We start from the raw sequence: 21,964 nt of genomic DNA, 5'->3' as shown, positions 1-21,964 counted from the left end.
CCTTGCCCGCTCGTCCCCCGCGCCCGACCCGCGTGCTGGTTGCCGGCGCCGGCATTGCCGGCCTCGCCGCGGCACTCGATCTGGCCGAAGCCGGGCTGACGGTCGAGTTGCTGGAGACGGCGCCCCAGGCCGGCGGCCGCTGCCGGTCCTTCTACGACCCGGTCACCGGCCATCGGTTGGACAACGGCACCCATGTCCTGCTCGGCGCCAATCCGGCCGCGCTCGATTTCGTCCGCAGGGTGGGCGGGCGGTTTCGCGAGCTGCCGGCCATCTATCCCGCGGTCGCCCTTGATGGCCCCGGCGGCGAGATCACCGGCCGGCACGCGATCCGGCTCGGCAGTCCGGTGCAGCTGATGCGCAGCCTGGGGCTCGGTGCGGGCGATCTGCTGGCCCTTGCCGGTCTTCTGCTCGACGGCCGCGTGAACGGCCCACTCGGGACGGCCCGCCCCGGCCTGCTCTCGCGTAAGCTCGGTCAGGCGGTGCTGGCACCGCTTGTCCGCGCCGCGCTCAACATCGATCCCGCGGCCGCCGATGCCCGGCTGGTCGCCCGCATGCTTCGCCGGCTTGCGCTCGCCGGCCCCCGCGGCTTCCGGCTGCACCTGGCCGAAGGCGGGCTGGACGCCGCCTTGATCGCCCCGGCAGTCGCGCGGTTGCGGGCACTGGGCGTCCGTCTGTATCCGACCACGCCGCTCGACCGGCTGCCGCCGCCCGATCCCGACCGGATGATCGTGCTCGCCCTGCCGCCGGCGGCGGCCCATCGCCTGCTGCCCAACATCACGGTGCCCCGCGCCAGCTCCGCCATCCTGAACATCCACTACGCCCCGGATCAGCTGCCCGCCGGCATGCCAGAGGCGCTGATGGTGACCGGCGGGATGGCCGACTGGATCTTTCATCGGGACGGCATCCTGTCCATCACCACCAGCGCCGCCGATGCGCTGATGGACCGGCCGGCAGAGGTGCTGGCGGCAACCGGCTGGGCGGAAATCCGGACCTGCCTCGCCATGGCCGGGCTTCCGGCCGCGATGCCGCCGGTCCGGGTTGTGAAAGAGAAGCGGGCGACCATGCGCCACGATCCGGGCGGCGAGGCCCTGCGCCCGGGCCCTGTCGATCGCACCCGCCCCCGGCCGGATGTCGTGCTTGCCGGCGACTGGACCGCCACCGGCCTGCCGGCCACGATCGAAGGCGCGGTGGTCTCGGGGCAGCGGGCGGCAGCGGCCGTGCTTCGCCGTCGCTGATCCGGCGCACCATGGGCACACACCAACCCGTGACATGTCGAAGGCAGCCCTTGGCCCGGGCCGAGACTCGCCCCATATTCGGGCGGAACGGTGACCCGGGCCCGCCAGCAGGCGGAACCGGGTGGCTGTTGAAGGGGTTTTGCCGCAAAGGCCCCGCCTGGGTCCATTCCGGTCCGAGGGTGGCCCGGCCCACCGATGGTTGGCACAGCGACGGTTGGCAGGGGGCGGCATTTCGCGGTATCACCCCATCGGGCTCCTCCCGACGGCATGCCGGTCTGCGGCATGTGGCCGGCGGGGCCTGTCATCCGGCGGCAGCCCACGACAAGAGGGGTCCGCCGCCTGGGCATAATGACAATTGAGGACGAGGATCGTCATGGCGTTCGAACTTCCCGCCCTGCCCTACGACAAGACCGCTCTGGAGCCGCACATCTCGGCCCAGACCTTCGAGTTCCATCACGGCAAGCACCACAACACCTATGTCGTGAACCTCAACAAGCTGGTCGAGGGCACCGATCTCGCCGACGCCAGCCTCGAGGACATCATCGTCAAGAGCCGCGGCGATGCGGCGAAGGCCGGCGTGTTCAACAACGCCGCGCAGGTGTGGAACCACACCTTCTTCTGGAATTCGATGAAGCCGAATGGCGGCGGCGCCCCCTCGGGCGACCTTGCCAAGCGCATCGATGCCGATTTCGGTGGCCTCGACAAGTTCAAGGAGGCGTTCAAGAACGCCGCCACCACCCAGTTCGGCTCGGGCTGGGCCTGGCTGGTGGTGAAGGACGGCAAGCTCGAGGTCGTGAAGACCGGCAATGCCGAGACCCCGGTCGGCACCGGCGCCACGCCGCTGCTCACCATCGACGTCTGGGAGCATGCCTACTACCTCGACTATCAGAACCGTCGCCCGGATTTCGTCCAGTCCTTCCTGGACAATCTGGTGAACTGGGACTTCGCAGCCGAGAACCTCGCCAAGGCCTGATCCGGCCGGCGCAGGTTGTCCTGCATATGAAAACCCCCGCCCGGCAGCTCCGGGCGGGGGTTTTCGTTTGGCGCCGTTCTGTGGTCAGAGAACGATCAGGGCGGCCGCGGCCTTGCGGTCTTCCATGGTCATGACGTTGTAGGTGCGGGCGGCGGCGCCGGTGTCCATGCCTTCGACACCGATGCCGGCGGCCTTCAGCGCCTCGCGCAGCGGCCGCGGTACCAGCTGGGTGCGCGGGCCACAGCCGATGATCAGCACTTCGACCGCCCCGGCGCGGCCGGCAGCCAGCACCGGCTCCAGGCTGTCGACCGAGGCGGTGGCGAGATCTGCCACCTGCCAGGCCTCGACGACACCCGGCATCACCAGCACCGAATGCGGAAAAATCTCGCCGCCGATACGGAAGCGGCCTTCCGCATAGCCCTGCACCACCTTGGCGCCGTCGGCGAGCTTGGGGGTCAGGTCCATCATCGGTGGAATACTCCGGTCTGAGGGGAAATTGGCTGGACGGTGGCGGCGTCAGGCCTTCACCTCGGCCTCCGCCTCCCCGTCACCGTTGCCATCGGTGCCCACACGGCCCCGCTGGCGCTTCTGCAGGTTCAGATAGACCAGGATCGGTACCGCGATGAAGATCGTGGAATAGGTGCCGATGAACACGCCCGCGATCATCGCGAAGGTGAAGCCCGCAAGCGCGGAGCCGGCCACGAAGTAGAGCGCGAACAGCGCGATCAGCGTGGTGAACCCGGTCATGATCGTCCGCGACAGCGTGTCGTTGAGCGCCCGGTTCAGCAGCTCCAGGATCGTCATGTCGCGGTACTTGCGCAGATTTTCGCGCACCCGGTCGAAGATGACCACCGTGTCGTTCAGCGAATAGCCGATGATCGTCAGCACCGCGGCAACACTGGTGAGATTGAACTCATAGCCGGTCACCGCATACATGCCGATGGTCATGATCACGTCGTGGAACAGGGCCGCGACGGCGCCCACGCCGAACTGCCATTCGAAGCGGAACCAGACATAGATCATCATGGCCGCAATCGCGACCACGAAGGCGATCACCGCCCCTTCGATCAGTTCCTGACCCACTTTCGGGCCGACGAATTCAGCACGCTGGATCTGGATATTCGGGTCGACCTTCTCGGACAGGGTCTGGCGCAGTGCCTCGACCATCCGCCCCTGGGCGTCGCCTTCGCCGGCATCCTGCCCAAGGCGGATCAGCACGGCGTTGTCGGCCCCGAAATTCTGCAGCGACACATCGCCGAAGCTGCCGTCGCCCAGCGCGTCGCGCATCGCCCCCAGATCGGCGGGGCCGGAGGTCTCGACCTCGACCAGCACGCCGCCGGTGAAGTCGATGCCGAAATTCAGCCCCTTGCCGACCACCAGACCGATGGTGGCGACCGTCAGAAGGGCGGTGAAGACCAGGGCCGCGATCCGGTAGCGCAGGAAGTCGATATTGGTCTTGCCGGGGTGGAGCGAGAACTTGAACATGTGATCGATCCCGGCGCGGTCAGAGGGCAAGGGTCTTCGGACGCGCCCGATGCAGCCAGCTGGCCACAAGCAGACGGGTCACGAACACGGCGCTGAACAGCGTGGTCAGAATGCCGATCGACAGCGTGACCGCGAAACCCTTGACGGGCCCCGAGCCGAACTGGAACAGCAATGCCGCGGCAATCAGCGTGGTGAGGTTGCTGTCGATGATGGTGGTCATCGCACCCTTGAAGCCCGCCTCCACCGCGGCGATCACCGATCGCCCGGCAGCGCGTTCCTCGCGGATCCGCTCATAAATCAGCACATTGGCGTCGACCGCCATGCCCATCGTCAGCACGATGCCGGCGATGCCCGGCAGGGTGAGTGTCGCCTGCAGGGCCGACAGGGCCCCCAGCAGCAGCACCAGATTGGCGAGCAGCGCGATATCGGCGTAAAGGCCGAGACGACGGTAGTAGAGCGCCATGAAGGCGATGACCAGAACGAAGGCCAGCACGCTCGCGAATTCACCGCGGGCAATGGCGTCGGCCCCCAGATCGGGCCCGACCGTGCGCTCTTCGATCACGGTCAGCGGTGCGGGCAGAGCACCGGCACGCAGCAGGACGGCCAGATTGTTGGCTTCCTGAACCGTGAAGGTCCCGGAAATGACGCCCGAACCGCCCAGAATGGGCTCGCGGATCACCGGCGCGCTGATCACCTTGTCGTCGAGGACGATGGCGAGGTTGCGGCCGACATTCTGCTGGGTGGCCTCGCCGAACCGGCGGGCACCGACGCTGTCGAAGCGGAAGCTCACCACCGGCTCGTTGTTCTGGAAGCTGGGCTGGCTGTCGGTCAGGCGTTCGCCCGACACCAGAACCCGGCGCTGGACCACATATTTGGTCGGCTGGCCACCCGGGCCGGTACCGTCCAGCAGTTCCGAACCCGGCGGCAGCCGCCCGCCCGAGAGCACCTCGGCCGCGCTGACCGTGGGGTCGAGCAGGCGGAAGCTCATCTTGGCGGTGGTACCGAGCAGGGCCTTGATCTCGCCCGGATTCTCGACGCCCGGCAGCTGAACGATGATCCGGTCGTCGCCCTGGCGCTGGATCGAGCTTTCGCGGGTGCCGAGTTCATCGACGCGCCGGCGCACGACCTCGATCGACTGCGCAAGCGTCTGGTCGCGGCGATGGGCGATCTCGGCCTCGGTGAAGGTAGCGCGGATCACGCCGCCATCGGTCGACACATCGAGGCCGGCATTCAGGCCGCGCATCGCATCCGCGATCTTGCCGGCATCGGCGGCATCGCGCGCCCGGACCACGATGGCATCACCATCGACGCCGATCGCGGCATAACCGGTTCCGTCCTCGCGCAGCTTCGAGCGCACATCATCGGCAACCGAGGCCAGGCGCTCGCGCAGCACCGCCCCCATCTCGACTTCGAGCAGCAGGTGCGAGCCGCCACGCAGATCCAGCCCCAGGCTGAGGCGCTGTTTGGGCAACCAGTCGGGCAGCGCGTCGAGCGTCTGCCGGCCGATCAGGTTCGGAGCGGTGAAGAGAACGCCGATCAGGCAGATGCCGATGATCAGCGCCGTCTTCCACTTGGCGAATTGCAGCATGGATACCGTCGTCTGGGCGGAAAGGCGGAGAGGCGGCCGGGAAGCGGACCTCGGGGAGACGTCTTATCGGGAAGGCCGCCGCCGGATGCCTCCGGCGGCGGCCTGGTCGTCACTTCCCGCTCTTCTCGGCGTCGGCGTCGGCGTCGGCAGCCTCGTCGGCCTCCTTGCCCTTGCGGCCCGAGCGGGCCGGCTCGGTCGCCGCGATCTTGTCGGTGATGGTGTGGCGCATCACCTTCACGCGCACGTCGGGCGCGATCTCGAGGGTGGCGTAGGTGTCGTCATCGACCTTGGCGATCGTGCCGACGATGCCGCCCGCGGTCACCACACGGTCGCCGCGACGCAGCGCCGAGATCATCTCGCGGTGCTGCTTGGCCTTCTTCTGCTGCGGCCGGATCAGCAGGAAATAGAAGACGACGAAGATCAGGAGCAGCGGCAGCAGCTGCATGAGCATGCCAGCACCGCCGTCGGCACCGGCGGCCTGCGCATAGGCCGGAGAGATGAGCATCGATACGTCCCCGTGGGTGTATATTGCGTTGGCAAGAGGAGGCCGCAGCCGCAAACCGGCTCCGGCGCAGTCGTGAGCGGACTATAGCGGTGCCCCGCAGCTTTGCAAAGCGAACCCGGCGGTCAGGGGACCGGGCCGGTCCTGCGGTGTGGGGGTCCCCATCGTGGCCCGCCGCTTGGGCCCGCATCATCAACGCGATATAACACCGCGTCACTGCCCTCTGTCCGACATCCGCCTGCAGGATCCTGCCCCGATGACCGATACCGCCTCTGCTTCCCCCGACCTTCTGTCGGCGCTCGACCGCATCGCCTCGGCACTGGAGCGCATGGCGCCGCCGCCGGCCGCCACCATCGATCTCGATGCCGCCGACGCCTTCGTCTGGGTCTCGACCAATCGCAGCCTGCAGCCGGTCCCCCGGGTCTCGCGGGTCGATATCGGCCTTCTGGAAGGCGTAAACCTCGCCCGCGATCAGCTGCTCGAGAACACCCGGCGTTTCGCCGCCGGCCTGCCGGCCAACAATGCCCTGCTCTGGGGTGCGCGCGGCATGGGCAAAAGCTCGCTGGTCAAGGCGGTGCATGCTAAGATCGTGGCCGAGACGCCGGCCGGCCACCGGCCGATCAAGCTGATCGAAATCCACCGCGAAGACATTTCGCAGCTGCCCGACCTGCTGGCAGTTCTGCGCGGGGGCGATACCCGCGCGCTGCTGTTCTGCGACGATCTCTCTTTCGATCACGACGATACCGATTACAAGTCGCTGAAGGCCGTGCTCGACGGCGGCATCGAAGGCCGGCCCGACGAGGTGCTGTTCTACGCCACATCCAACCGCCGCCATCTGATGCCGCGCGACATGATCGACAACGAGCGCTCGACGGCGATCAACCCGTCGGAAGCGATCGAAGAAAAGGTCTCGCTCTCCGACCGTTTCGGCCTCTGGCTCGGCTTCCATGCCTGCGATCAGAAGACCTATCTCGCGATGGTGCACGGCTATGTCACCGCCTATGGCCTGGGCTCGAAGGACGTCGATGTGGAGCGGGAGGCCCTCGCCTGGGCCCAGACCCGCGGCGGCCGGTCGGGCCGTGTGGCCTGGCAGTATATTCAGGATCTGGCCGGCCGGCTGGGCCGCCAGCTGGAAACCCGCAAGGGCTGAACCACCCAAAGGGCCGCGCTTGACGCGGCCCATTTTTGATGCTCCTGTTAAGTCAGTTGACTAACTAAACCCGAACGAACCACCGGTATGCGCCTCCCTGCCCGAGACCGTCGTGAGCGCCTGGCGCGAGCGGCGGCTGATCTCTTCCATGAACGGGGATATGATGCCGTCAGCCTGCGGGACATCGCCGCCCGGGCCGGCGTGCCGGCCGGTGCCGTGTTCTATCATTTCCCGACCAAGGCAGCCCTTGCGACGGTGGCAGCCGATGCGCAACTAAACCGGGCAGAGGAGATTCTGGCCCGGGCGGCCGAGGGCCGGTCTCCGGAAGAGCGGCTGACGATCATCGCAACCGGGCTGGCCGCCGGTGCCCCGCTCGCCGCCCGCCATGGCTGCCCGATCCAGCGGCTGGCCCGCGACCTGGCCAATGGCGGCGAGGCGGAGCGCGTCGCCCGCGAGACATGCATCCGGGCAGCAACCCTGTTGCGCACCAGCGTAGCGGCCGAACTGAAGGCGGGCGGTGTCGACGCAGACAGGGCGGACATCGCTGCCCGGGATTTCACCGCACGCTGGGCCGGCAGCGCCGTTCTCGCCTTTCTCGCTGGCGATCCCGCGCCGATGACCGACGGGATCGCCGCAGCCCTCAACGACCTCAGGACGCTGCTGTCCTCCGGGTCAAGATGAAGGACACCCCCATGAGACGCATCGTCGTCACCGGTATCGGCGTGGTCTCGCCGCTCGGTCAGGGCGCGCCCACGGTCTGGCGGCGCCTGATCGAGGGACGCTCGGGCATTCGCGCCCTGCCCGAGACCATGGTGCAGGATCTGCCGGCGAAAATCGCCGGCGTGGTGCCCGATGCGGCCGAGGATGCCGAGGGTGGCTTCGATGCCGCCCGCGCCGTGCCGCCCAAGGACCACAAGAAGATGGACCGCTTTATCCTGCTCGCCCTGGCCGCCGCCGAAGAGGCGCTGGGCCAGGCCGGCTGGCTGGAGGCGTCCGAGGCCGAACGCGACCGCACCGCCACCATCATCGGTACCGGCGTCGGCGGCCTGCCCGCCATGGCAGAGGCCGTGCGCACCACCGACGGCAAGGGCCCGCGGCGGCTTTCTCCGTTCACCGTGCCGTCCTTCCTGCCCAATATGGCGGCCGGTCAGGTCTCGATCCGCTTCGGGCTTCGCGGGCCGCTGGGCGCGCCGGTCACCGCCTGTGCCGCCAGTGTCCAGGCGATCGGCGATGCCGCCCGGCTGATCCATTCCGGCGAGGCCGATATTGCACTGGCGGGTGGTGCCGAAGGGTGCATCGACCGGGTCAGCCTTGGTGGCTTTGCGGCAGCGCGCGCCCTCTCGACCGGCTTCAACGACCGCCCGGCCGAAGCTTCCCGGCCCTTCGATACGGCGCGCGACGGCTTCGTCATGGGCGAAGGTGCGGCCATGCTGGTCATCGAGGCACTCGATCATGCCCTGGCCCGGGGCGCGGTTCCGATCGCCGAACTCACCGGCTATGGCACCAGCGCCGATGCCCATCACATGACCGCGGCCCCGGAAGACGGTGAAGGCGCCCAGCGGGCGATGCGGGCGGCACTCGCCTCTGCCCGTCTCGATCCGAAAGAGATCGGCTATCTGAACGCGCATGCGACCTCGACACCGGTCGGCGATGCCGGCGAGCTGGCGGCGATCCGCGCGGTGTTCGGCGAGGGCGCGGGCGTGTCGATCTCGTCGACCAAATCGGCCACCGGCCATCTGCTCGGTGCCGCCGGCGCGATCGAGGCGATGTTCTCGGTGCTGGCGCTGCGCGACGGCATACTGCCGCCGACGCTGAACCTCACCGATCCCGACCCCGCGGCGGCCGGGCTGGACCTGATCGGCCCCGAGGCCCGGCACCGCTCCGTCGATCATGTGCTGTCGAACGGCTTCGGCTTCGGTGGCGTCAACGCATCGGTGATCTTCAGCCGCTACCGCTGACAGCCGGGCCCATCAGCGACGACGCAGCCTGCCCCGGCTCATCGCCGGGGCAGATAGCGTTCAGGATCAACGGCTTCGCGGCCCCGGCGCAACTCGAAATGCAGCTGTGGCTGATCGACATTGCCGCTGGAGCCGACCCGGGCGATCACCTCGCCCTGCTTCACCCGCTGGCCGCGATCCACCAGCACCGCCTGGGCATGGGCGTAGGCGGTCAGCCAGTTGCCGCCATGGCGGATCAGCAGCATGTTGCCGAAACCCTTCAGGTCGCTGCCGGCATAGACCACCACGCCGTCGGCGGCCGCGCGGATCGGCGTGCCGCGCGGCGCCTGGATGTTCACCCCGTCATTGTGCAGACCCCCGGCCTTGTCGCCATAGGCCGAAACGACCCGGCCGTTGACCGGCCAGACGAAGCGTTTCGGCGCCGGCCCCAGATCACCGGTTTCCACGGGCTTGGCCTTCACCGGCGCAGGCGCCGGTTCAGCTGCCGGCTGGGCCGGTGCAGGCGTGGGCGTGGGCGCCGGTTCCGCCTTTGGCGGCTCGACCGGGGCCGGGGCCGGCTGCGGCGCGGGTTCTGCAGGTGCCGCGGGCGGCGGCGTGACGTCTTCCGCGCGCGGAGCAAGCGTCACCGGTTCACCACCGGTCGCGGGCTCGCCGGCCGAAGCCGGTGCCGTCGTGACGGGCGCAACCGTCGTCGATGCCGCGGACGTGGTCTCGGTTCCGGGCGGCGGCAGAGGAGCGGCCGAGATGCCGGTGCCGCCGGTGGCAGCGGTTCCCGCGGATGCGACGGCCGTGCCGCCGACCGCAGGCGATACAGAAATCGTCTCCGCATCCTCGATCCGGGTCGAGGGCGGCCGGCCCTCCGGCCCCGCCGCGGCCACCGCCGCCGCCGCGGCCTGGGTGCCGGGCCCCTGCCCTTCGGGCACGACCAGACGCTGGCCGGGCGACACAGGATAGGGCGGCTGCAATCCGTTGGCCTGGGCCAACGCCGTCATCTCCACGCCATAGGCCCGCGAAATGCCGTAGAGCGTCTCGTTCTGGCGCACGGTATGGATGCGGTTGGCCGGCAGCACCAGGCGGTTGCCGGGATAGATGGTATAGGGCGGTTGCAGATGGTTCGCTTCGATCAGCGCCCGCAGCGGCACATTGTTACGCCGGGCAATGGCATACAGCGTATCGCCCCGCTCCACGACGATCTCGCTCGCCCCGGCGGGGAGTGCGATCCCCCCAGGTTGGGCACCGCGAAAATCGACCGGCGCCGGCTCGTCGCGCCCGGCACAGGCGGCAACGAGAAGCACGAGCGCCGCTGCAGCGGCATGGCGAAAGGACAGGCTGGGTCTGATCATGGCGGCCCCGTTCATGGCGCGCCCAGTCTAAGCCGCATGTCGCACTGCGGCAACGGAAGCGTGATCCGGCACAAGCCGCCAGCGCGTATCAACCCGCCGGCGAGCCCGGATCATCTTCGCGCGGCACGCCGGGCATCAGCGGCACGAAACGGACGCGGGCAATCTCGACGTCGTCGACGCCATCTTCGTTGCGGATCAGCTTCATCAGGCGCTGTTCGCGGCCATGGGCGCCCACCGGCATCACCATCAGTCCGCCGATCGCCAGCTGATCGAGCAGTTCTTCGGGCACTTCGTCCGAAGCAGCTGTCACGATGATCCGGTCGAAAGGCGCCTGTTCGGGCCAGCCACGCATACCATCGCCGATCCGGTTGACCACATTGTGCATGGCCAGTTCCCCGAAACGGCTCTGGGCTTCCCGCGCCAGGCTGCGATGACGCTCGACCGTATAGACCCGGCGAGCCAGCCGCGACAGGATCGCGGTCTGGTAGCCGGAGCCGGTACCGATCTCCAGCACCTTGTGCCGGTCGCCCAGCTCCAGGGCCTGGGTCATCAGCGCCACCACCTCGGGCTGACTGATGGTCTGGCCCTGCCCGATGGGCAGGGCGCGATTGGCATAGGCCTTGGGCACCAGCGGTGTCGGCACGAAGATCTCGCGCGGCACCGTCTCGATGGCCTTCAGCACCCGCGTGTCGGTGATGCCCGCCGAACGCAGCTGCATCAACAGCTTGATCTTCGCTTCGGCGAGCGTCTCCATCGTCAGGCCCCCAGCACGTCCTCGAGCGCGCCCATATAGTCGCGGGCGGTCAGGTCGATATGCAGCGGCGTGACCGAGATGGCGCCCTTGCGGATCACCGACAGATCGGTGCCTTCGGTCTCGTGACCGTCGCGGCGCAGTCCGCCGATCCAGTAATAGGGCACGCCACGCGGGTCGCGGCCTTCGACGATCATCTCTCCCAGAACGCGCTGCCCCTGGGAGACGACCTTCACGCCGGTCACCGCCTCGGGCTCGACCGGCGGATAGTTGACGTTGACCAGCACGCCCTTGGGCCATTTCGTGGCGATCAGCTTCTCGACCAGGGCGGGGCCATGAGCACGAGCCGTGCGCCAGGGCACATCCTGCGGATCGACGAAAACCTGGCTCATCGCGATCGCCTGCAGGCCCAGCAGCGTGGCTTCCTTGGCGGCGGCGATGGTGCCGGAATAATGCACATCCTCACCCAGATTGGCGCCCCGATTGACGCCCGAAAGCACCAGATCCGGCGCGGTTTCGTGCATCAGCCGGCGGGTGGCGATCAGCACGCAATCGGTGGGGGTGCCGCTGACGCCATAGCGCTTGTCGGCGATCTTGCGCACACGCAGCGGGTTATGGATGGTCAGCGAATGCGACACGCCGCTCTGATCGGTCTCAGGCGCGACGACCCAAACGTCGTCGGACAGCTCGCGCGCAATCTGCTCCAGGATCGCGATCCCGGGGGCGTTGATGCCGTCGTCGTTGCTGATCAGGATGCGCACGTGCCGAACTCCTTGAGGATCGGGAAAGCCGGGCTTGGATACCCGTTCTTGGCTTTCATGGGAAGTGCCGCCGATGCAATCGGCGGCACTCGTTTCCGGTATTCCGGTATGATGTGATGCGTGTCGTCTGCAGGGGACAGGCGAACGGATCAGGCACCGACGACCTCGGCGCCGCCCAGATAGGGGCGCAGCGCCTCCGGGATGCGGATGCTGCCATCCGCCTGCTGATGGTTCTCGACCAGCGCAATCAATGCGCGACCGACAGCAACACCCGAGCCGTTGAGCGTGTGAACGAAGCGGGTATCGCGCTCGCCGGCCTTGCGGCAGCGGGCCTTCATCCGCCGCGCCTGGAAATCGCGGGTGTTCGAGACGCTGGAGATTTCGCGATAGGTGTTCTGCGCCGGCACCCAGACTTCGATGTCGTGGGTGCGCGCTGCGGCGAAACCGGTATCGCCCGAACACAGCACCACCACCCGATAGGGCAGTTCCAGCAGCTGAAGAACCTTTTCGGCGCAGGCCGTCATGTAGTCCTGCTCGTCGCGCGAGGCTTCGGCGGTGGTGATGGACACCATCTCCACCTTCGAGAACTGATGCTGACGGAGCATGCCGCGGGTATCGCGACCGGCGGAGCCGGCTTCCGACCGGAAGCATGGGGTCAGCGCGGTCAGCCGCAGCGGCAGGGCCGCCTCGTCCAGGATTTCGCCGGCCACAAGATTGGTCAGCGGCACCTCGGAGGTGGGGATCAGCCAGCGGTCATCGGTGGTGCGGAACAGATCCTCGGCGAATTTAGGCAGCTGGCCGGTGCCGTAGACGGCGTCGGTGCCAACCAGAAGCGGTGGCTGAACCTCGATGAAGCCATGCGTGCCTGTGTGCAGGTCCAGCATGAACTGCGCCAGCGCCCTCTCCAGCCGTGCCATCTGGCCGGCCAGAACCACGAAGCGTGCGCCCGACAGCCTGGCCGCCCGCTCGAAATCCATCGCCTTCAGCACCGGACCGGCAGCCATCATCTCGCCCAGTTCATAATGGGCGCGCGGCGCGAAATCGAAGGCGCGGGGCGTGCCCCAGCGGCGCAGCTCGACATTCGCGGTCTCGTCCGGCCCGTCGGGCACGTCCGCATCCAGCTGGTTGGGCAGGCTGGAGAGCGCATCGTCGAGTTCGCGGCCAAGCGCCGTCTCTTCGGCCTCCAGCTCGGGCATCCGTTCCTTGATCGCCTGAACCTCGGCGACCAGGGCCGCGGCATCGCCGCCGGTGCGCTTGATCTGGCCGATTTCCTTCGAGGCGACATTACGCCGGGTCTGCAATTCCTGCAGCTCACGGATCAGGGCGCGGCGCCGTTCATCGAGCGCCACGAGACGCTCCGACGACGCATCGAGGCCACGACGAGCAAGGGCGGCGTCGAAGGCGTCGGGCGCATCGCGCAGAAGGCGTATGTCGTGCATTGGTTCGCTCGCTGAATGAACGATGGTTCCGGAAACGACGAAGGGCGCGCCGGCCATCCGGCCGAAGCGCGCCCATCTAACGGCCCTGATCCCTTCGGGTCAAGCGCCGCTGTCGTCCTTGTCGGCGAGCGTCGCGGCGAGTTCCGCCTCCTCGGCCTTCTCCCGCTCTGCCCGTGCCCTCTCGATCCGCCGCGCGATGAAGATCGAAATTTCATAGAGGATCAGCAGCGGCACGGCCAGAGAGCACTGGCTGATCAGATCAGGCGGGGTCATCACCGCCGCAGCCAGGAAGACGATGACGATCGCAAACCGGCGCTTCTTGGCCAGGGCTTCGGCGCTCACCAGCCCGGCACGCACCAGCAGGCTCAAGGCCACCGGCAGCTGGAAGGCGAGACCGAAGGCGAAGATCAGCGCCAGCACCAGCGACAGATACTGATCGACCTTCGCCTCGAGTTCGATCGCCATACTGGTTTCGCTGCCGGTGGTCTGGAAGCCGGCGAAGAAGCCCCAGGCGAGCGGAAAGACAAAGTAATAGGCGAGCGCCGCACCGAGTACGAACAGGAACGGCGTGGCGATCAGGAAGGGCATGAACGCCTTGCGCTCGTTCCGGTAGAGCCCCGGCGCCACGAACATGTAGAGCTGGGAGGCGATGATCGGGAACGAGATGAACAGCGCGGCATAGAACGAGACCTTCACATAGGTGAAGAAGGCCTCGGTCAGGCCGGTGTAGATCAGGCGCTTGTCGTGGCCGAGCACCTTGGCGAGCGGCTCGACCAGGAAGCCGAAGATGTCCTCGGCGAACATGTAGCAGACGCCGAAGGCGATCAGCAGCGCCACGACCGAATAGATCAGCCGGTTGCGAAGCTCGATCAGATGCTCGAGCAGCGGCGCTTTGGAGTTCTCGACCTCGTCGTCATCGTCATGGGTCGCCATGAAGCGTCAGGCCTTCGGGGTGGTGGCATCGTCGGGTACCGCATCCGGCGCGGCCGGTTTCGGTCCGACCGGTGCGGCGGGCGTGGCATCCGTCGGTGCCGCAGGTGCGGGGGCCAAAGATGCGGGCGCCTGAGATGCAGGAGCCGGATGGGCAGCAGCCGGGGCCGCGGCAGGCGTCGCCGCATCCGCATCCGCGGGCTTCGCGGCCGGGGCGTCATCATCCAGACGAACCGGAGATGTCGCCCGCTCCAGCGCGCCATCGGGATCGATCGCCCTGCGGGTCGCCTCGCCCATGTCGAAGCGCGACGCCTTCTCGGCCCGGTCGCGCAGCTCCTTGAGTTCGGATTCGCGCAGAACCTCGTCAACGCTCGACTGGAATTCGCGCGCCATCCGCCTCAACCGTCCCATCCAGACGCCGGCCGCACGCAAAGCGACAGGCAGGTCCTTCGGGCCGATCACGATCAGGGCGACGACGAACACCAGGGCGAGTTCCGCCCAGCCGATGTCGAACATGGAGTCACGCAGACGGACGCAGCAGCCTGCGTCCGCTCCTCGAATGCGTCACCGGATCAGGCCTTCGGGCCGCTGACCTCATCACGACGGACCTCGTCCGCCATGCGCGCATCCTGCGGCTTGTTCAGCACTTTCGGATCCTGAGACGACGAGCTGTTGTTCTCGGTCTCCTCGTCCTTCATGCCGGCCTTGAAGCTCTTGATGCCCTTGGCCACGTCGCCCATCACCCGCGGCAGCTTGCCTGCCCCGAACAGGATCAGGACCAGAACCAGGATCAGGACGATCTGCCAAATACCGATGCTCATCGGGTACCCCTCCTCCGCAGTCCCCCGGACTGCCTAATCGTGCGGCGCATGATGGCAGAAGCACGGGGGCTGTGCAATGCAGCCGTCAGCGCCCATCCGCCGCGAATACGAAAGTCTGGCCCAGGTCGAGAGTCAGCCTGAGACGATCGCCCCGGTCATGGCGCGGCACACCGCCGAGCCGCAACCCCAGCCGGCCGGGCCAGCCCGCAACCCGTATTCCCAGCGCCGTCACCGGCCCGAGCGCCCGGACCTCGACGACCTCGGCCTCGATAACCCCATACGCATCCTCGATCAGCGCCTCGGGCCGGATCATCACCGTCACCGCCGCGCCATCAGCAAAGCCCGGTGCCGGCAACGGGCCGAGCGGCGTTGAGACCCGGCCGCCCGCAACCCGCAGGCTGATGGCATTCAGTTCGCCGAAAAGTCTGGCAACAAAGGGGGTTGCCGGCGCCTGATAAAGTTCCGTGGCATATCCTGCCTGCACGATCCGGCCGCCATTCATCACCGCGATCCGATCCCCCATGCGCAGGGCTTCATCCGGATCATGGGTCACCATCAGGGCCGCGGCGCCCACCTCGCGCAACACCGCCAGGGTATCGGCGCACAACCGGTCGCGCAGCGCGATGTCGAGCCCCGAGAACGGTTCGTCCAGCAGCATCACCTGCGGCTCGGGCGCCAGCGCCCGGGCCAGGGCCACGCGCTGCTGCTCGCCGCCGGACATCATATGCGGGTAGTCCCCTCCCCGACCGCCGAGCCCGACCAGATCGAGCAGCGCCTCGCTCCGCCGGCGGCGTTCGGCGGCGCCGGCCTGTCTCAGGCCGAAGCCGACATTGTCGCGCACGGTCAGATGTGGAAACAGGGCATAATCCTGGAAGACCAGCCCCACTCCCCGGGCCTCGGGTTTCACCGCCCGGCCCGGCTCGGCCACTGTCCGGCCATCGATGATCACCCGGCCGTGCTGCACGTCTTCAAGCCCCGCCGCAAGCCGCAGACAGGTGGTCTTGCCGCAGCCCGACGGGCCCAGCAGGCACAGGATTTCGCCCGCCGCAATACCGACCGAGACATGGTCGACCGCCACCCGCCCGTCATAGGCATGGACGATGTCGTCGAGGATCAGTCGCGAAGGCGTGGTGGAGGACGGGTTCATCAATTCCGGGCACCGGGACGGGACCGGGCGATCGCCCGGGACAACAGGATCACCGGCAGGATGCCGGCGGCGACGATGGTGAGAGCGGGCAGAGAGGCATCGGCGAGGCGTTCATCGCCAGCCAGTTCATAGGTGCGCATGGCCAGCGTGCCGATGCCGAAGGGCCGGAGGATCAGGGTCGCCGGCAATTCTTTCAGCACATCGACGAAGACCAGCAGGGCGGCGGTCAGCAGGCCACCCGAAACCAGCGGCGCATGAACCCGGACCAGCGTCGCCCCGGGCCCGAGGCCGAAGACCCGCGCAGCATCATCCATCGAGGCCGTCACCTTGCCGAGGCTCGCCTCCACCGTGTTCAGCGACACCGCCAGGAAGCGGACCATATAGGCGTAAAGCAGGCCGACCAGCGTGCCGGTCAGGACCAGGCCCGGATTGCCGAGACCAAGGGCACGGGCGATGTCGATGATCACCCCGTCGGCCGCCGCCAGGGGAACCACGATCCCGACCGCGATCACCGCCCCCGGCACGGCATAGCCCATGGCCGCCACCCGCGCCGCCAGCGCCGAGGCGCGACCGGGGGCCAGCCTGCGGGCATAGGCGACGACCAGGGCCGCCGCCACTGCCATCACCGCCGCTGCGGCCGCCAGCAGCAGGCTGGTGACCACAAGGCGCGGAAAGCCGCTGCCGGAATCGAGCCGCGAGGTCAGCGCCCACCAGCCGAGTGCTGCAGCCGGGATCAGAAAACCGCACAGGATCGGCAGGGCGCAGGCCGCAACGGCACCCGCCTTGCGCAGGCCGCGGAGCTGCCAGCCCGGCAGCGGCCGATAGCGGCGCGAGGTGTGGTGGAAGCGCCGCTCGCCGCGGCTCGCCCGCTCCAGCAGCACCAGGATAAGCACCACCGAAAGCAGCACCGCAGCCAGCTGCGCCGCGGCGGCCCGCTCCCCCAGGCCGAACCAGGTGCGGTAGATGCCGGTGGTGAAGGTGTCGACGGCGAAATAATCGACCGTACCGAAATCCGCCAGCACCTCCATCAGCGCCAGGCTGACGCCGGTAACGATCGCGGGACGAGCCAGCGGCAGGGCGATGCGCCGGAAGCAGGACCAGGGGCCATTGCCAAGCGTGCGGCCGATCTCCAGCACGCACATCGACTGTTCAAGAAAGGCCGCCCGGGCGAGCAGATAGACGTAAGGGTAGAGCACCAGCGTCATCACCACGATGGCACCGCCCAGGCTGCGGATCTGCGGAAACCAGTAGTCGCGGCGGCTGGTGGCGCCGATCAGAAGACGTAACGTCTCCTGCACCGGCCCGGAATAGTCGAGCAGGCCGGAATAGGTATAGGCGATGACATAGGCCGGCACCGCCATCGGCAGCAGCAGCGCCCATTCGAAACTCCGTCGCCCGGGAAAGCGGCACATGGTCACCAGCCAGGCCGTGCCCACACCCAGCGTCAGCGTGCCGGCGCCGACCCCGAGCGTCAGCCAGAGAGTATTTGCCAGATACCGGCCAAGCACGGTGTCGATCAGATGGGACCAGACGGCGAGATCGGGGGTGAGCCCCGCACTCAGCACCACCACCACCGGTACCGCCACCAGCGCCGCCAGCAGCATGGCCGCAAGCGGCCAGGCCAACCCGCCCCGCCCGCCACGACGGGCCTGCAGGACCGGTGCTACAGCGGCGCGGCCCGCCGCGGGCGGCTCGTCCTCCGGCTTGCCTGCATAGATGGTGGCCATGGGGCGGATACGCCTCCGTCAGCTGCCGTGGGTGCCAGGCATCCTGCCTGTGGAGCATGTCGCGATCGTGACTGCGACACATCCGCAGTCCCGGGATCGAAGATGGGTACACGTCGTCTGACGGCGGATCAAGCATTGCCGGCCTGAAACGGCGAAAGGGTGCCGTGACGTGGCCGTCACGGCACCCTTTCCGGAACGTCGCAGCCGCTCCGCTCAGCGCCAGCCGGCGCGGTCCATGATCTCCACGGCCTGACGGTTCAGCTCACCCAGGCGGGTGATCGCCACGGTGTCTTCCTTGAACGGCCCCCAGGACTGGATGATCTCCGAGGACGGCACGCCGGGCCGCACCGGGAATTCCTGGTTCACTTCGGCGTAGAACTTCTGAGCCTCTTCCGAGACCAGGAATTCCAGCAGCTTGACCGCCGCCTCACGATTGGGCGCGGTCTTGACCACACCGGCGCCCGAAACGTTGACATGGGTACCGCGGCCGTCCTGATTGGGGAAGAACACGGCCACCTTCTCGGCGGCCGCCTTCTGGGCCTCGTCCTTGCCAGCGAGCATACCGCCCAGATAGTAGGTATTGACCACCGCGATATCGGCTTCGCCCGAGGCAACGGCCTGGATCTGATCGCGGTCACCACCCTGCGGCTTGCGGGCAAAATTCTCCACCAGCCCCTTCGCCCAGTCCTCGGTCTTCTCGGGCCCGTTGGCCACGATCATGGCCGCGGTCAGCGACTGGTTGTAGGTGTTGCTCGACGAGCGGATGGCGATACGCCCCTTCCACATCGGATCGGCGAGCTGTTCGTAGGTCGACAGCTCTTCGGGCTTCACCCGATCCTTGGCGTAGACGACCACACGCGCGCGCTTCGACAGGCCGAACCAGGCATTGTCGCTGTCACGCAGATGCGCCGGCACCGCCTCTTCCAGCACCTTGGACGAGACGGGCTGGAAGATGCCTGCTTCCTTCGCCTGCTCCAGCCGCGCCACGTCGACGGTCAGCAGAATGTCGGCAGGGCTGTTCTCCCCCTCGGCCTGGATGCGCGCCAGCAGCTTTTCGCCGCTGTCGGAGAGCAGGTTCACCTTGATGCCGGTTTCGGCGGTGAAGGTGTCGAGGATCGGGCGGATCAGCTGTTCCTGGCGCGCCGAGTAGAGGTTAACCTCTGCAGCGGACGCCGCCGGGCCGGCGACCAGCAGAGCAAGGGCCGCGGCAGCGCCGCCGATGCTGCCGAACAGGCGATGACGGGCGGGACGGCGAAACATGTCGGTCATGGCAGTCTCGTCGATAAGCGGGGCAGGCGGAATCCGGGCCGCCGGGCCGAAGGCGCCAGCGGCGTGCGATTGCGAATTCCTATCAGCTCTTGCCTATCATTCCGGAAGCGTCGCTTCAAGCGCGGGTGAGACTGATTTGCGATACGCGGCGATTCGCCGCCCCGCGATATCGGCCGTCGGATTTCGTGGAGTTCGCCGTTTACAGCACAGCCCTGCATGGAGATACTGCGACGCGAAAGGATCGTTCCACGGCCTTCTGGTGCACAGGGGCGCACAGTGCAACGCAGATGTCCTTTCCCCACCTGATCGGGACGCGATCTACGCTCCTGCCCGGCGCAAGTGCTCCCGCCTGATCGACGAGGCGCCTTCGCGATGACCATCCGCTGCCTTCGTACCGCCCGCCCCGGGCGGATCCGTCTGCACAGCATCTTTCTGGCCGGTCTCATGGCAGGCATGTTTGCGGCCGCACTCCCTTCGGGCGAGGCCCGCGCCCAGGACGCCACACGATCTTCTTGTCGATCGGCCGTGCAGACCCTGGCGAAACTGGTGGCCGATCCGCCCCGGCGGGACCGTCGCGTCGCCGACTACATCGCGGCGCGTCAGCATCTGGATCGCGCCAACCGCGCCTGCGACGGCAACCAGGGAGAACGTGCGATGGCGGAGGCCGATGCCGGCATCCGGCGTCTGGCCCCCGATCTCCGCGGCGGTGTGCTGCGCTAAGCCGGCACCTGCGGCTCAGATCCCCTCGCCCGGCAGCACATCATCCACAGGCCGCAGCCGGATCAGCACCTTGTCGATCCGGCGGCCGTCCATGTCGACGACTTCGAAGCGGATGTCCTGCCAGTCGAAGACGTCGCCCGCCACCGGCACCCGCTCCATATGCCAGAGCAGGAAACCGGCGAGGGTCGCGTAGTCGCCTTCGCCGTGAAGGTCCTGACGGTCGAGCAGGCGCTCGACCTCGCTGATCGCCATGCGACCATCGGCAAGCCAGCCGCCTTCGGGCCGCGCGACCGCCGCAGGCCGATCATCATCCCAGCCGAGCGCGGTCTCGCCCGCGATCGCCGACAGGATGTCGGTGGCGGTCACCACGCCCTCGACACCGCCATACTCATCGACCACCAGGGCCATGGGCTCACGTTCATCGCGGAGCATGGCGATCATTTTCAGCAGCGGCACCGCTTCATGCACCACCAGCACCGGCCGGGCGAGCGTCGCCATATCGGGGGTGCCACCGGCCAGCACGACGTCCAGGATGTCGCGCGTGGCGACGATGCCCACCGGTTCGTCCAGGCTGCCGCGGGCAACCGGATAGCGTGAGCGCGCACTGCCCGAGATCCGGTCCAGCTGTTCGCCGAAAGGCCGATCGGCATCCAGCCAGATGACGTCGTGGCGCGGGGTCATCACGGTGCGGACCGGCCGGTCGTCGAGGGCAAAGACGCTGTCGATCAGGTTCTGTTCGGCACGATCGATGGCACCACTGTCCGCCCCTTCGCGAACCATGGCCCGGATCTCGTCCTCGGTGACCGCTTCGGCCGAGGCGGTGTCGACCCTGAGCAGCTTCAACCCGCCTTCGGTCGACACACGCAGCAGCCAGATCGCCGGGGTGGCGATCACCGCCAGCACCGACATCGGCCGCGCCACCGCCATGGCGATCGTGGTGGCATGGGCAAGCGCCAGCCGCTTCGGGATCAGCTCTCCCACCACCAGCGACACATAGGTGACGCCGGCGACGACAAGGCCCACGGCCACCGGCCGCGCATGGGGCTCGAAGCCCGGAATGGTCGCCAGCATATCGGCCAGCGGCCCGGCGAGGGTGGCGCCGGAATAAGCACCGGCCAGCACGCCCACGAGGGTGATGCCGATCTGGACGGTGGACAGGAACCGGGTCGGGTCGTCGGCGAGCCGCAGTGCGGCGGCCGCCGACCGGTCACCGGCCGAGGCCCGCTCCATCAGCCGAGGGCGGCGGGCGGAGACCAGAGCCATTTCCGACATCGCGAAAACCGCGTTCAGCAGGATCAGCGCGAAGACGATCAGTATTTCGAAGATCACGACGGTGCGACGTTGCTCATGGCCCGGCGGCGACGCCGGCGGCTCTTGGCCAGGATGTTGAGACCTTCGACCAGCGCCGAGAAGGCGATGGCGAAGTAGAGATAGCCCTTCGGTATATGGAAATGGAGTCCATCTGCGATCAAGGCCACGCCCACCAGAAGCAGGAAGGACAGGCAAAGCATTTTCACCGACTGATGCCGCTCCACGAAACGGCCGACCGGGGCGGCCGCCACGATCATCACGATCATGGCCGCGATCACCGCCGCCACCATGACCGGCAGATGCTGCGCCATGCCGACCGCCGTGATCACGCTGTCGAGCGAAAACACGATGTCGAGCAGGGCAATCTGTACTACGGCAGCGGCGAGGCTGAGATGGATCTTCGGCTCCCCTGCCCCGTGCTCTTCATCGCCATCCACCGTGTGGTGGATCTCGGTCGTGGCCTTGGCGAGCAGGAACAGGCCGCCGGCGATCAGGATCACGTCCCGCCAGGACAGGGCGAAGCCCTGGATGTCCACCAGCGGTGCGGTCAGGCCCGCCACCCACGAGATGGCCGCCAGCAGGATCAGCCGGGTGACGAGGGCGAGCGCCAGCCCCACCCGCCGGGCGGTGTCCCGCCGTTCAGGGGCCACCCGTCCGGCGATGATCTGGACGAAGAGAAGGTTGTCGATACCGAGGACGATCTCCAGCACCGCGAGGGTGAGGAAGCTGAGAATGACCTGCGGATCGGTGAGCAGATCGAGCATGGAGCCCGTGCGCCTTTCCTGAAACAAGAACATGCCGTTGCGGTCAGCATAACCGTCGGAGCCCTGCCGGCGATGCCGACAATCCACCGG

At 67.8% G+C, this 21,964-nt stretch carries 22 protein-coding genes; 6 read left to right on the top strand and 16 right to left on the bottom strand.

What is annotated here, in order from left to right; translation table 11 throughout:
• Positions 1-2: 2 nt before the first annotated feature.
• Positions 3-1,235, top strand: a complete 1,233-nt coding sequence (locus TMO_RS07800) for an FAD-dependent oxidoreductase (RefSeq protein ID WP_081598816.1) — start codon at positions 3-5, stop codon at positions 1,233-1,235.
• Between the two features lie 373 nt (positions 1,236-1,608).
• Positions 1,609-2,208, top strand: coding sequence for a superoxide dismutase (locus TMO_RS07795; protein ID WP_014745067.1), 600 nt, complete (start codon positions 1,609-1,611; stop codon positions 2,206-2,208).
• An 84-nt stretch (positions 2,209-2,292) separates the two neighbouring features.
• Here TMO_RS07795 and TMO_RS07790 read toward each other — a convergent pair whose 3' ends face one another.
• The 4 genes from TMO_RS07790 to yajC form a co-directional block, all read right to left on the bottom strand.
• A complete protein-coding gene (locus TMO_RS07790) occupies positions 2,293-2,676 on the bottom strand; it encodes an Mth938-like domain-containing protein (protein ID WP_014745066.1) in 384 nt (127 codons plus the stop codon).
• Between the two features lie 48 nt (positions 2,677-2,724).
• Positions 2,725-3,693, bottom strand: a complete 969-nt coding sequence (gene secF / locus TMO_RS07785) for a protein translocase subunit SecF (protein ID WP_014745065.1) — start codon at positions 3,691-3,693, stop codon at positions 2,725-2,727.
• Positions 3,694-3,712: 19 nt separating this feature from the next.
• Entirely contained in the window at positions 3,713-5,281 is a 1,569-nt protein-coding gene (gene secD / locus TMO_RS07780) for a protein translocase subunit SecD (RefSeq protein WP_014745064.1), read from the bottom strand.
• Between the two features lie 109 nt (positions 5,282-5,390).
• Positions 5,391-5,732: a preprotein translocase subunit YajC gene (gene yajC / locus TMO_RS07775; RefSeq protein ID WP_322108061.1), complete on the bottom strand. Its 342-nt coding sequence runs from the start codon at positions 5,730-5,732 to the stop codon at positions 5,391-5,393.
• A 307-nt stretch (positions 5,733-6,039) separates the two neighbouring features.
• Here yajC and TMO_RS07770 point away from each other — a divergent pair, with 307 nt between their 5' ends.
• The 3 genes from TMO_RS07770 (at position 6,040) to fabF (ending at position 8,891) form a co-directional block, all read left to right on the top strand.
• Positions 6,040-6,933 carry an ATP-binding protein gene (locus TMO_RS07770; protein ID WP_014745062.1) on the top strand — a complete coding sequence of 298 codons (894 nt, stop codon included), beginning with the start codon at positions 6,040-6,042 and terminating at the stop codon, positions 6,931-6,933.
• 87 nt (positions 6,934-7,020) lie between these two features.
• Entirely contained in the window at positions 7,021-7,614 is a 594-nt protein-coding gene (locus TMO_RS29230; RefSeq protein WP_014745061.1) for a TetR/AcrR family transcriptional regulator, read from the top strand.
• Between the two features lie 11 nt (positions 7,615-7,625).
• Positions 7,626-8,891 (top strand): beta-ketoacyl-ACP synthase II, encoded by a 1,266-nt coding sequence (fabF, locus tag TMO_RS07760; RefSeq protein ID WP_014745060.1) that lies wholly within the window; start codon positions 7,626-7,628, stop codon positions 8,889-8,891.
• A 38-nt stretch (positions 8,892-8,929) separates the two neighbouring features.
• Here the strand turns inward: fabF and TMO_RS07755 are convergent, their stop codons facing one another.
• The 10 genes from TMO_RS07755 to TMO_RS07710 form a co-directional block, all read right to left on the bottom strand.
• Positions 8,930-10,234, bottom strand: coding sequence for a peptidoglycan DD-metalloendopeptidase family protein (locus TMO_RS07755; protein ID WP_014745059.1), 1,305 nt, complete (start codon positions 10,232-10,234; stop codon positions 8,930-8,932).
• Positions 10,235-10,322: 88 nt separating this feature from the next.
• Entirely contained in the window at positions 10,323-10,988 is a 666-nt protein-coding gene (locus TMO_RS07750; protein ID WP_014745058.1) for a protein-L-isoaspartate(D-aspartate) O-methyltransferase, read from the bottom strand.
• A 2-nt stretch (positions 10,989-10,990) separates the two neighbouring features.
• Positions 10,991-11,746 carry a 5'/3'-nucleotidase SurE gene (gene surE / locus TMO_RS07745; protein WP_014745057.1) on the bottom strand — a complete coding sequence of 252 codons (756 nt, stop codon included), beginning with the start codon at positions 11,744-11,746 and terminating at the stop codon, positions 10,991-10,993.
• 149 nt (positions 11,747-11,895) lie between these two features.
• Positions 11,896-13,185: a serine--tRNA ligase gene (gene serS / locus TMO_RS07740; RefSeq protein ID WP_014745056.1), complete on the bottom strand. Its 1,290-nt coding sequence runs from the start codon at positions 13,183-13,185 to the stop codon at positions 11,896-11,898.
• A 99-nt stretch (positions 13,186-13,284) separates the two neighbouring features.
• Positions 13,285-14,118 carry a twin-arginine translocase subunit TatC gene (gene tatC, locus TMO_RS07735; RefSeq protein ID WP_014745055.1) on the bottom strand — a complete coding sequence of 278 codons (834 nt, stop codon included), beginning with the start codon at positions 14,116-14,118 and terminating at the stop codon, positions 13,285-13,287.
• Positions 14,119-14,124: 6 nt separating this feature from the next.
• On the bottom strand, positions 14,125-14,631 hold the full coding sequence (gene tatB / locus TMO_RS07730; protein ID WP_014745054.1) for a Sec-independent protein translocase protein TatB: 507 nt from the start codon (positions 14,629-14,631) through the stop codon (positions 14,125-14,127).
• Positions 14,632-14,687: 56 nt separating this feature from the next.
• Positions 14,688-14,936: a twin-arginine translocase TatA/TatE family subunit gene (tatA, locus tag TMO_RS07725; protein ID WP_014745053.1), complete on the bottom strand. Its 249-nt coding sequence runs from the start codon at positions 14,934-14,936 to the stop codon at positions 14,688-14,690.
• Positions 14,937-15,021: 85 nt separating this feature from the next.
• Positions 15,022-16,083: an ABC transporter ATP-binding protein gene (locus tag TMO_RS07720; RefSeq protein ID WP_014745052.1), complete on the bottom strand. Its 1,062-nt coding sequence runs from the start codon at positions 16,081-16,083 to the stop codon at positions 15,022-15,024.
• Positions 16,083-17,810: an ABC transporter permease gene (locus tag TMO_RS07715; RefSeq protein WP_014745051.1), complete on the bottom strand. Its 1,728-nt coding sequence runs from the start codon at positions 17,808-17,810 to the stop codon at positions 16,083-16,085. The genes TMO_RS07720 and TMO_RS07715 overlap by 1 nt, the downstream gene beginning before the upstream one ends.
• Positions 17,811-18,023: 213 nt before the next feature.
• Positions 18,024-19,079: a Fe(3+) ABC transporter substrate-binding protein gene (locus TMO_RS07710; protein WP_014745050.1), complete on the bottom strand. Its 1,056-nt coding sequence runs from the start codon at positions 19,077-19,079 to the stop codon at positions 18,024-18,026.
• Between the two features lie 372 nt (positions 19,080-19,451).
• On the opposite strand from TMO_RS07710, the gene TMO_RS07705 reads away from it, so the two are divergent.
• Positions 19,452-19,799: a hypothetical protein gene (locus TMO_RS07705; protein ID WP_014745049.1), complete on the top strand. Its 348-nt coding sequence runs from the start codon at positions 19,452-19,454 to the stop codon at positions 19,797-19,799.
• A 15-nt stretch (positions 19,800-19,814) separates the two neighbouring features.
• Here the strand turns inward: TMO_RS07705 and TMO_RS07700 are convergent, their stop codons facing one another.
• On the bottom strand, positions 19,815-21,128 hold the full coding sequence (locus tag TMO_RS07700; RefSeq protein WP_014745048.1) for a hemolysin family protein: 1,314 nt from the start codon (positions 21,126-21,128) through the stop codon (positions 19,815-19,817).
• On the bottom strand, positions 21,125-21,874 hold the full coding sequence (locus TMO_RS07695; protein ID WP_014745047.1) for a TerC family protein: 750 nt from the start codon (positions 21,872-21,874) through the stop codon (positions 21,125-21,127). Before TMO_RS07695 ends, TMO_RS07700 begins: the two co-directional genes overlap by 4 nt.
• Positions 21,875-21,964: the final 90 nt, after the last annotated feature.

The sequence above is a fragment of the Tistrella mobilis KA081020-065 genome (genome assembly GCF_000264455.2).
Taxonomy (GTDB): Bacteria; Pseudomonadota; Alphaproteobacteria; order Tistrellales; family Tistrellaceae; genus Tistrella; species Tistrella mobilis.
The sequence above is the reverse complement of the archived record's forward strand: the minus strand, read 5'-3'. Positions and strand labels throughout refer to the sequence as shown.

Excerpts from the sequence above, each read along its gene's own strand:
- TMO_RS07795 (WP_014745067.1), top strand. The coding sequence starts at position 1,609 with ATGGCGTTCGAACTTCCCGCCCTGCCCTACGACAAGACCGCTCTGGAG.
- TMO_RS07790 (WP_014745066.1), bottom strand. The coding sequence starts at position 2,676 with ATGATGGACCTGACCCCCAAGCTCGCCGACGGCGCCAAGGTGGTGCAG.
- secF (WP_014745065.1), bottom strand. The coding sequence starts at position 3,693 with ATGTTCAAGTTCTCGCTCCACCCCGGCAAGACCAATATCGACTTCCTG.
- secD (WP_014745064.1), bottom strand. The coding sequence starts at position 5,281 with ATGCTGCAATTCGCCAAGTGGAAGACGGCGCTGATCATCGGCATCTGC.
- yajC (WP_322108061.1), bottom strand. The coding sequence starts at position 5,732 with ATGCTCATGCAGCTGCTGCCGCTGCTCCTGATCTTCGTCGTCTTCTAT.
- TMO_RS07770 (WP_014745062.1), top strand. The coding sequence starts at position 6,040 with ATGACCGATACCGCCTCTGCTTCCCCCGACCTTCTGTCGGCGCTCGAC.
- TMO_RS29230 (WP_014745061.1), top strand. The coding sequence starts at position 7,021 with ATGCGCCTCCCTGCCCGAGACCGTCGTGAGCGCCTGGCGCGAGCGGCG.
- fabF (WP_014745060.1), top strand. The coding sequence starts at position 7,626 with ATGAGACGCATCGTCGTCACCGGTATCGGCGTGGTCTCGCCGCTCGGT.
- TMO_RS07755 (WP_014745059.1), bottom strand. The coding sequence starts at position 10,234 with ATGATCAGACCCAGCCTGTCCTTTCGCCATGCCGCTGCAGCGGCGCTC.
- TMO_RS07750 (WP_014745058.1), bottom strand. The coding sequence starts at position 10,988 with ATGGAGACGCTCGCCGAAGCGAAGATCAAGCTGTTGATGCAGCTGCGT.
- serS (WP_014745056.1), bottom strand. The coding sequence starts at position 13,185 with ATGCACGACATACGCCTTCTGCGCGATGCGCCCGACGCCTTCGACGCC.
- tatC (WP_014745055.1), bottom strand. The coding sequence starts at position 14,118 with ATGGCGACCCATGACGATGACGACGAGGTCGAGAACTCCAAAGCGCCG.
- tatB (WP_014745054.1), bottom strand. The coding sequence starts at position 14,631 with ATGTTCGACATCGGCTGGGCGGAACTCGCCCTGGTGTTCGTCGTCGCC.
- tatA (WP_014745053.1), bottom strand. The coding sequence starts at position 14,936 with ATGAGCATCGGTATTTGGCAGATCGTCCTGATCCTGGTTCTGGTCCTG.
- TMO_RS07720 (WP_014745052.1), bottom strand. The coding sequence starts at position 16,083 with ATGAACCCGTCCTCCACCACGCCTTCGCGACTGATCCTCGACGACATC.
- TMO_RS07715 (WP_014745051.1), bottom strand. The coding sequence starts at position 17,810 with ATGGCCACCATCTATGCAGGCAAGCCGGAGGACGAGCCGCCCGCGGCG.
- TMO_RS07710 (WP_014745050.1), bottom strand. The coding sequence starts at position 19,079 with ATGACCGACATGTTTCGCCGTCCCGCCCGTCATCGCCTGTTCGGCAGC.
- TMO_RS07705 (WP_014745049.1), top strand. The coding sequence starts at position 19,452 with ATGACCATCCGCTGCCTTCGTACCGCCCGCCCCGGGCGGATCCGTCTG.
- TMO_RS07695 (WP_014745047.1), bottom strand. The coding sequence starts at position 21,874 with ATGCTCGATCTGCTCACCGATCCGCAGGTCATTCTCAGCTTCCTCACC.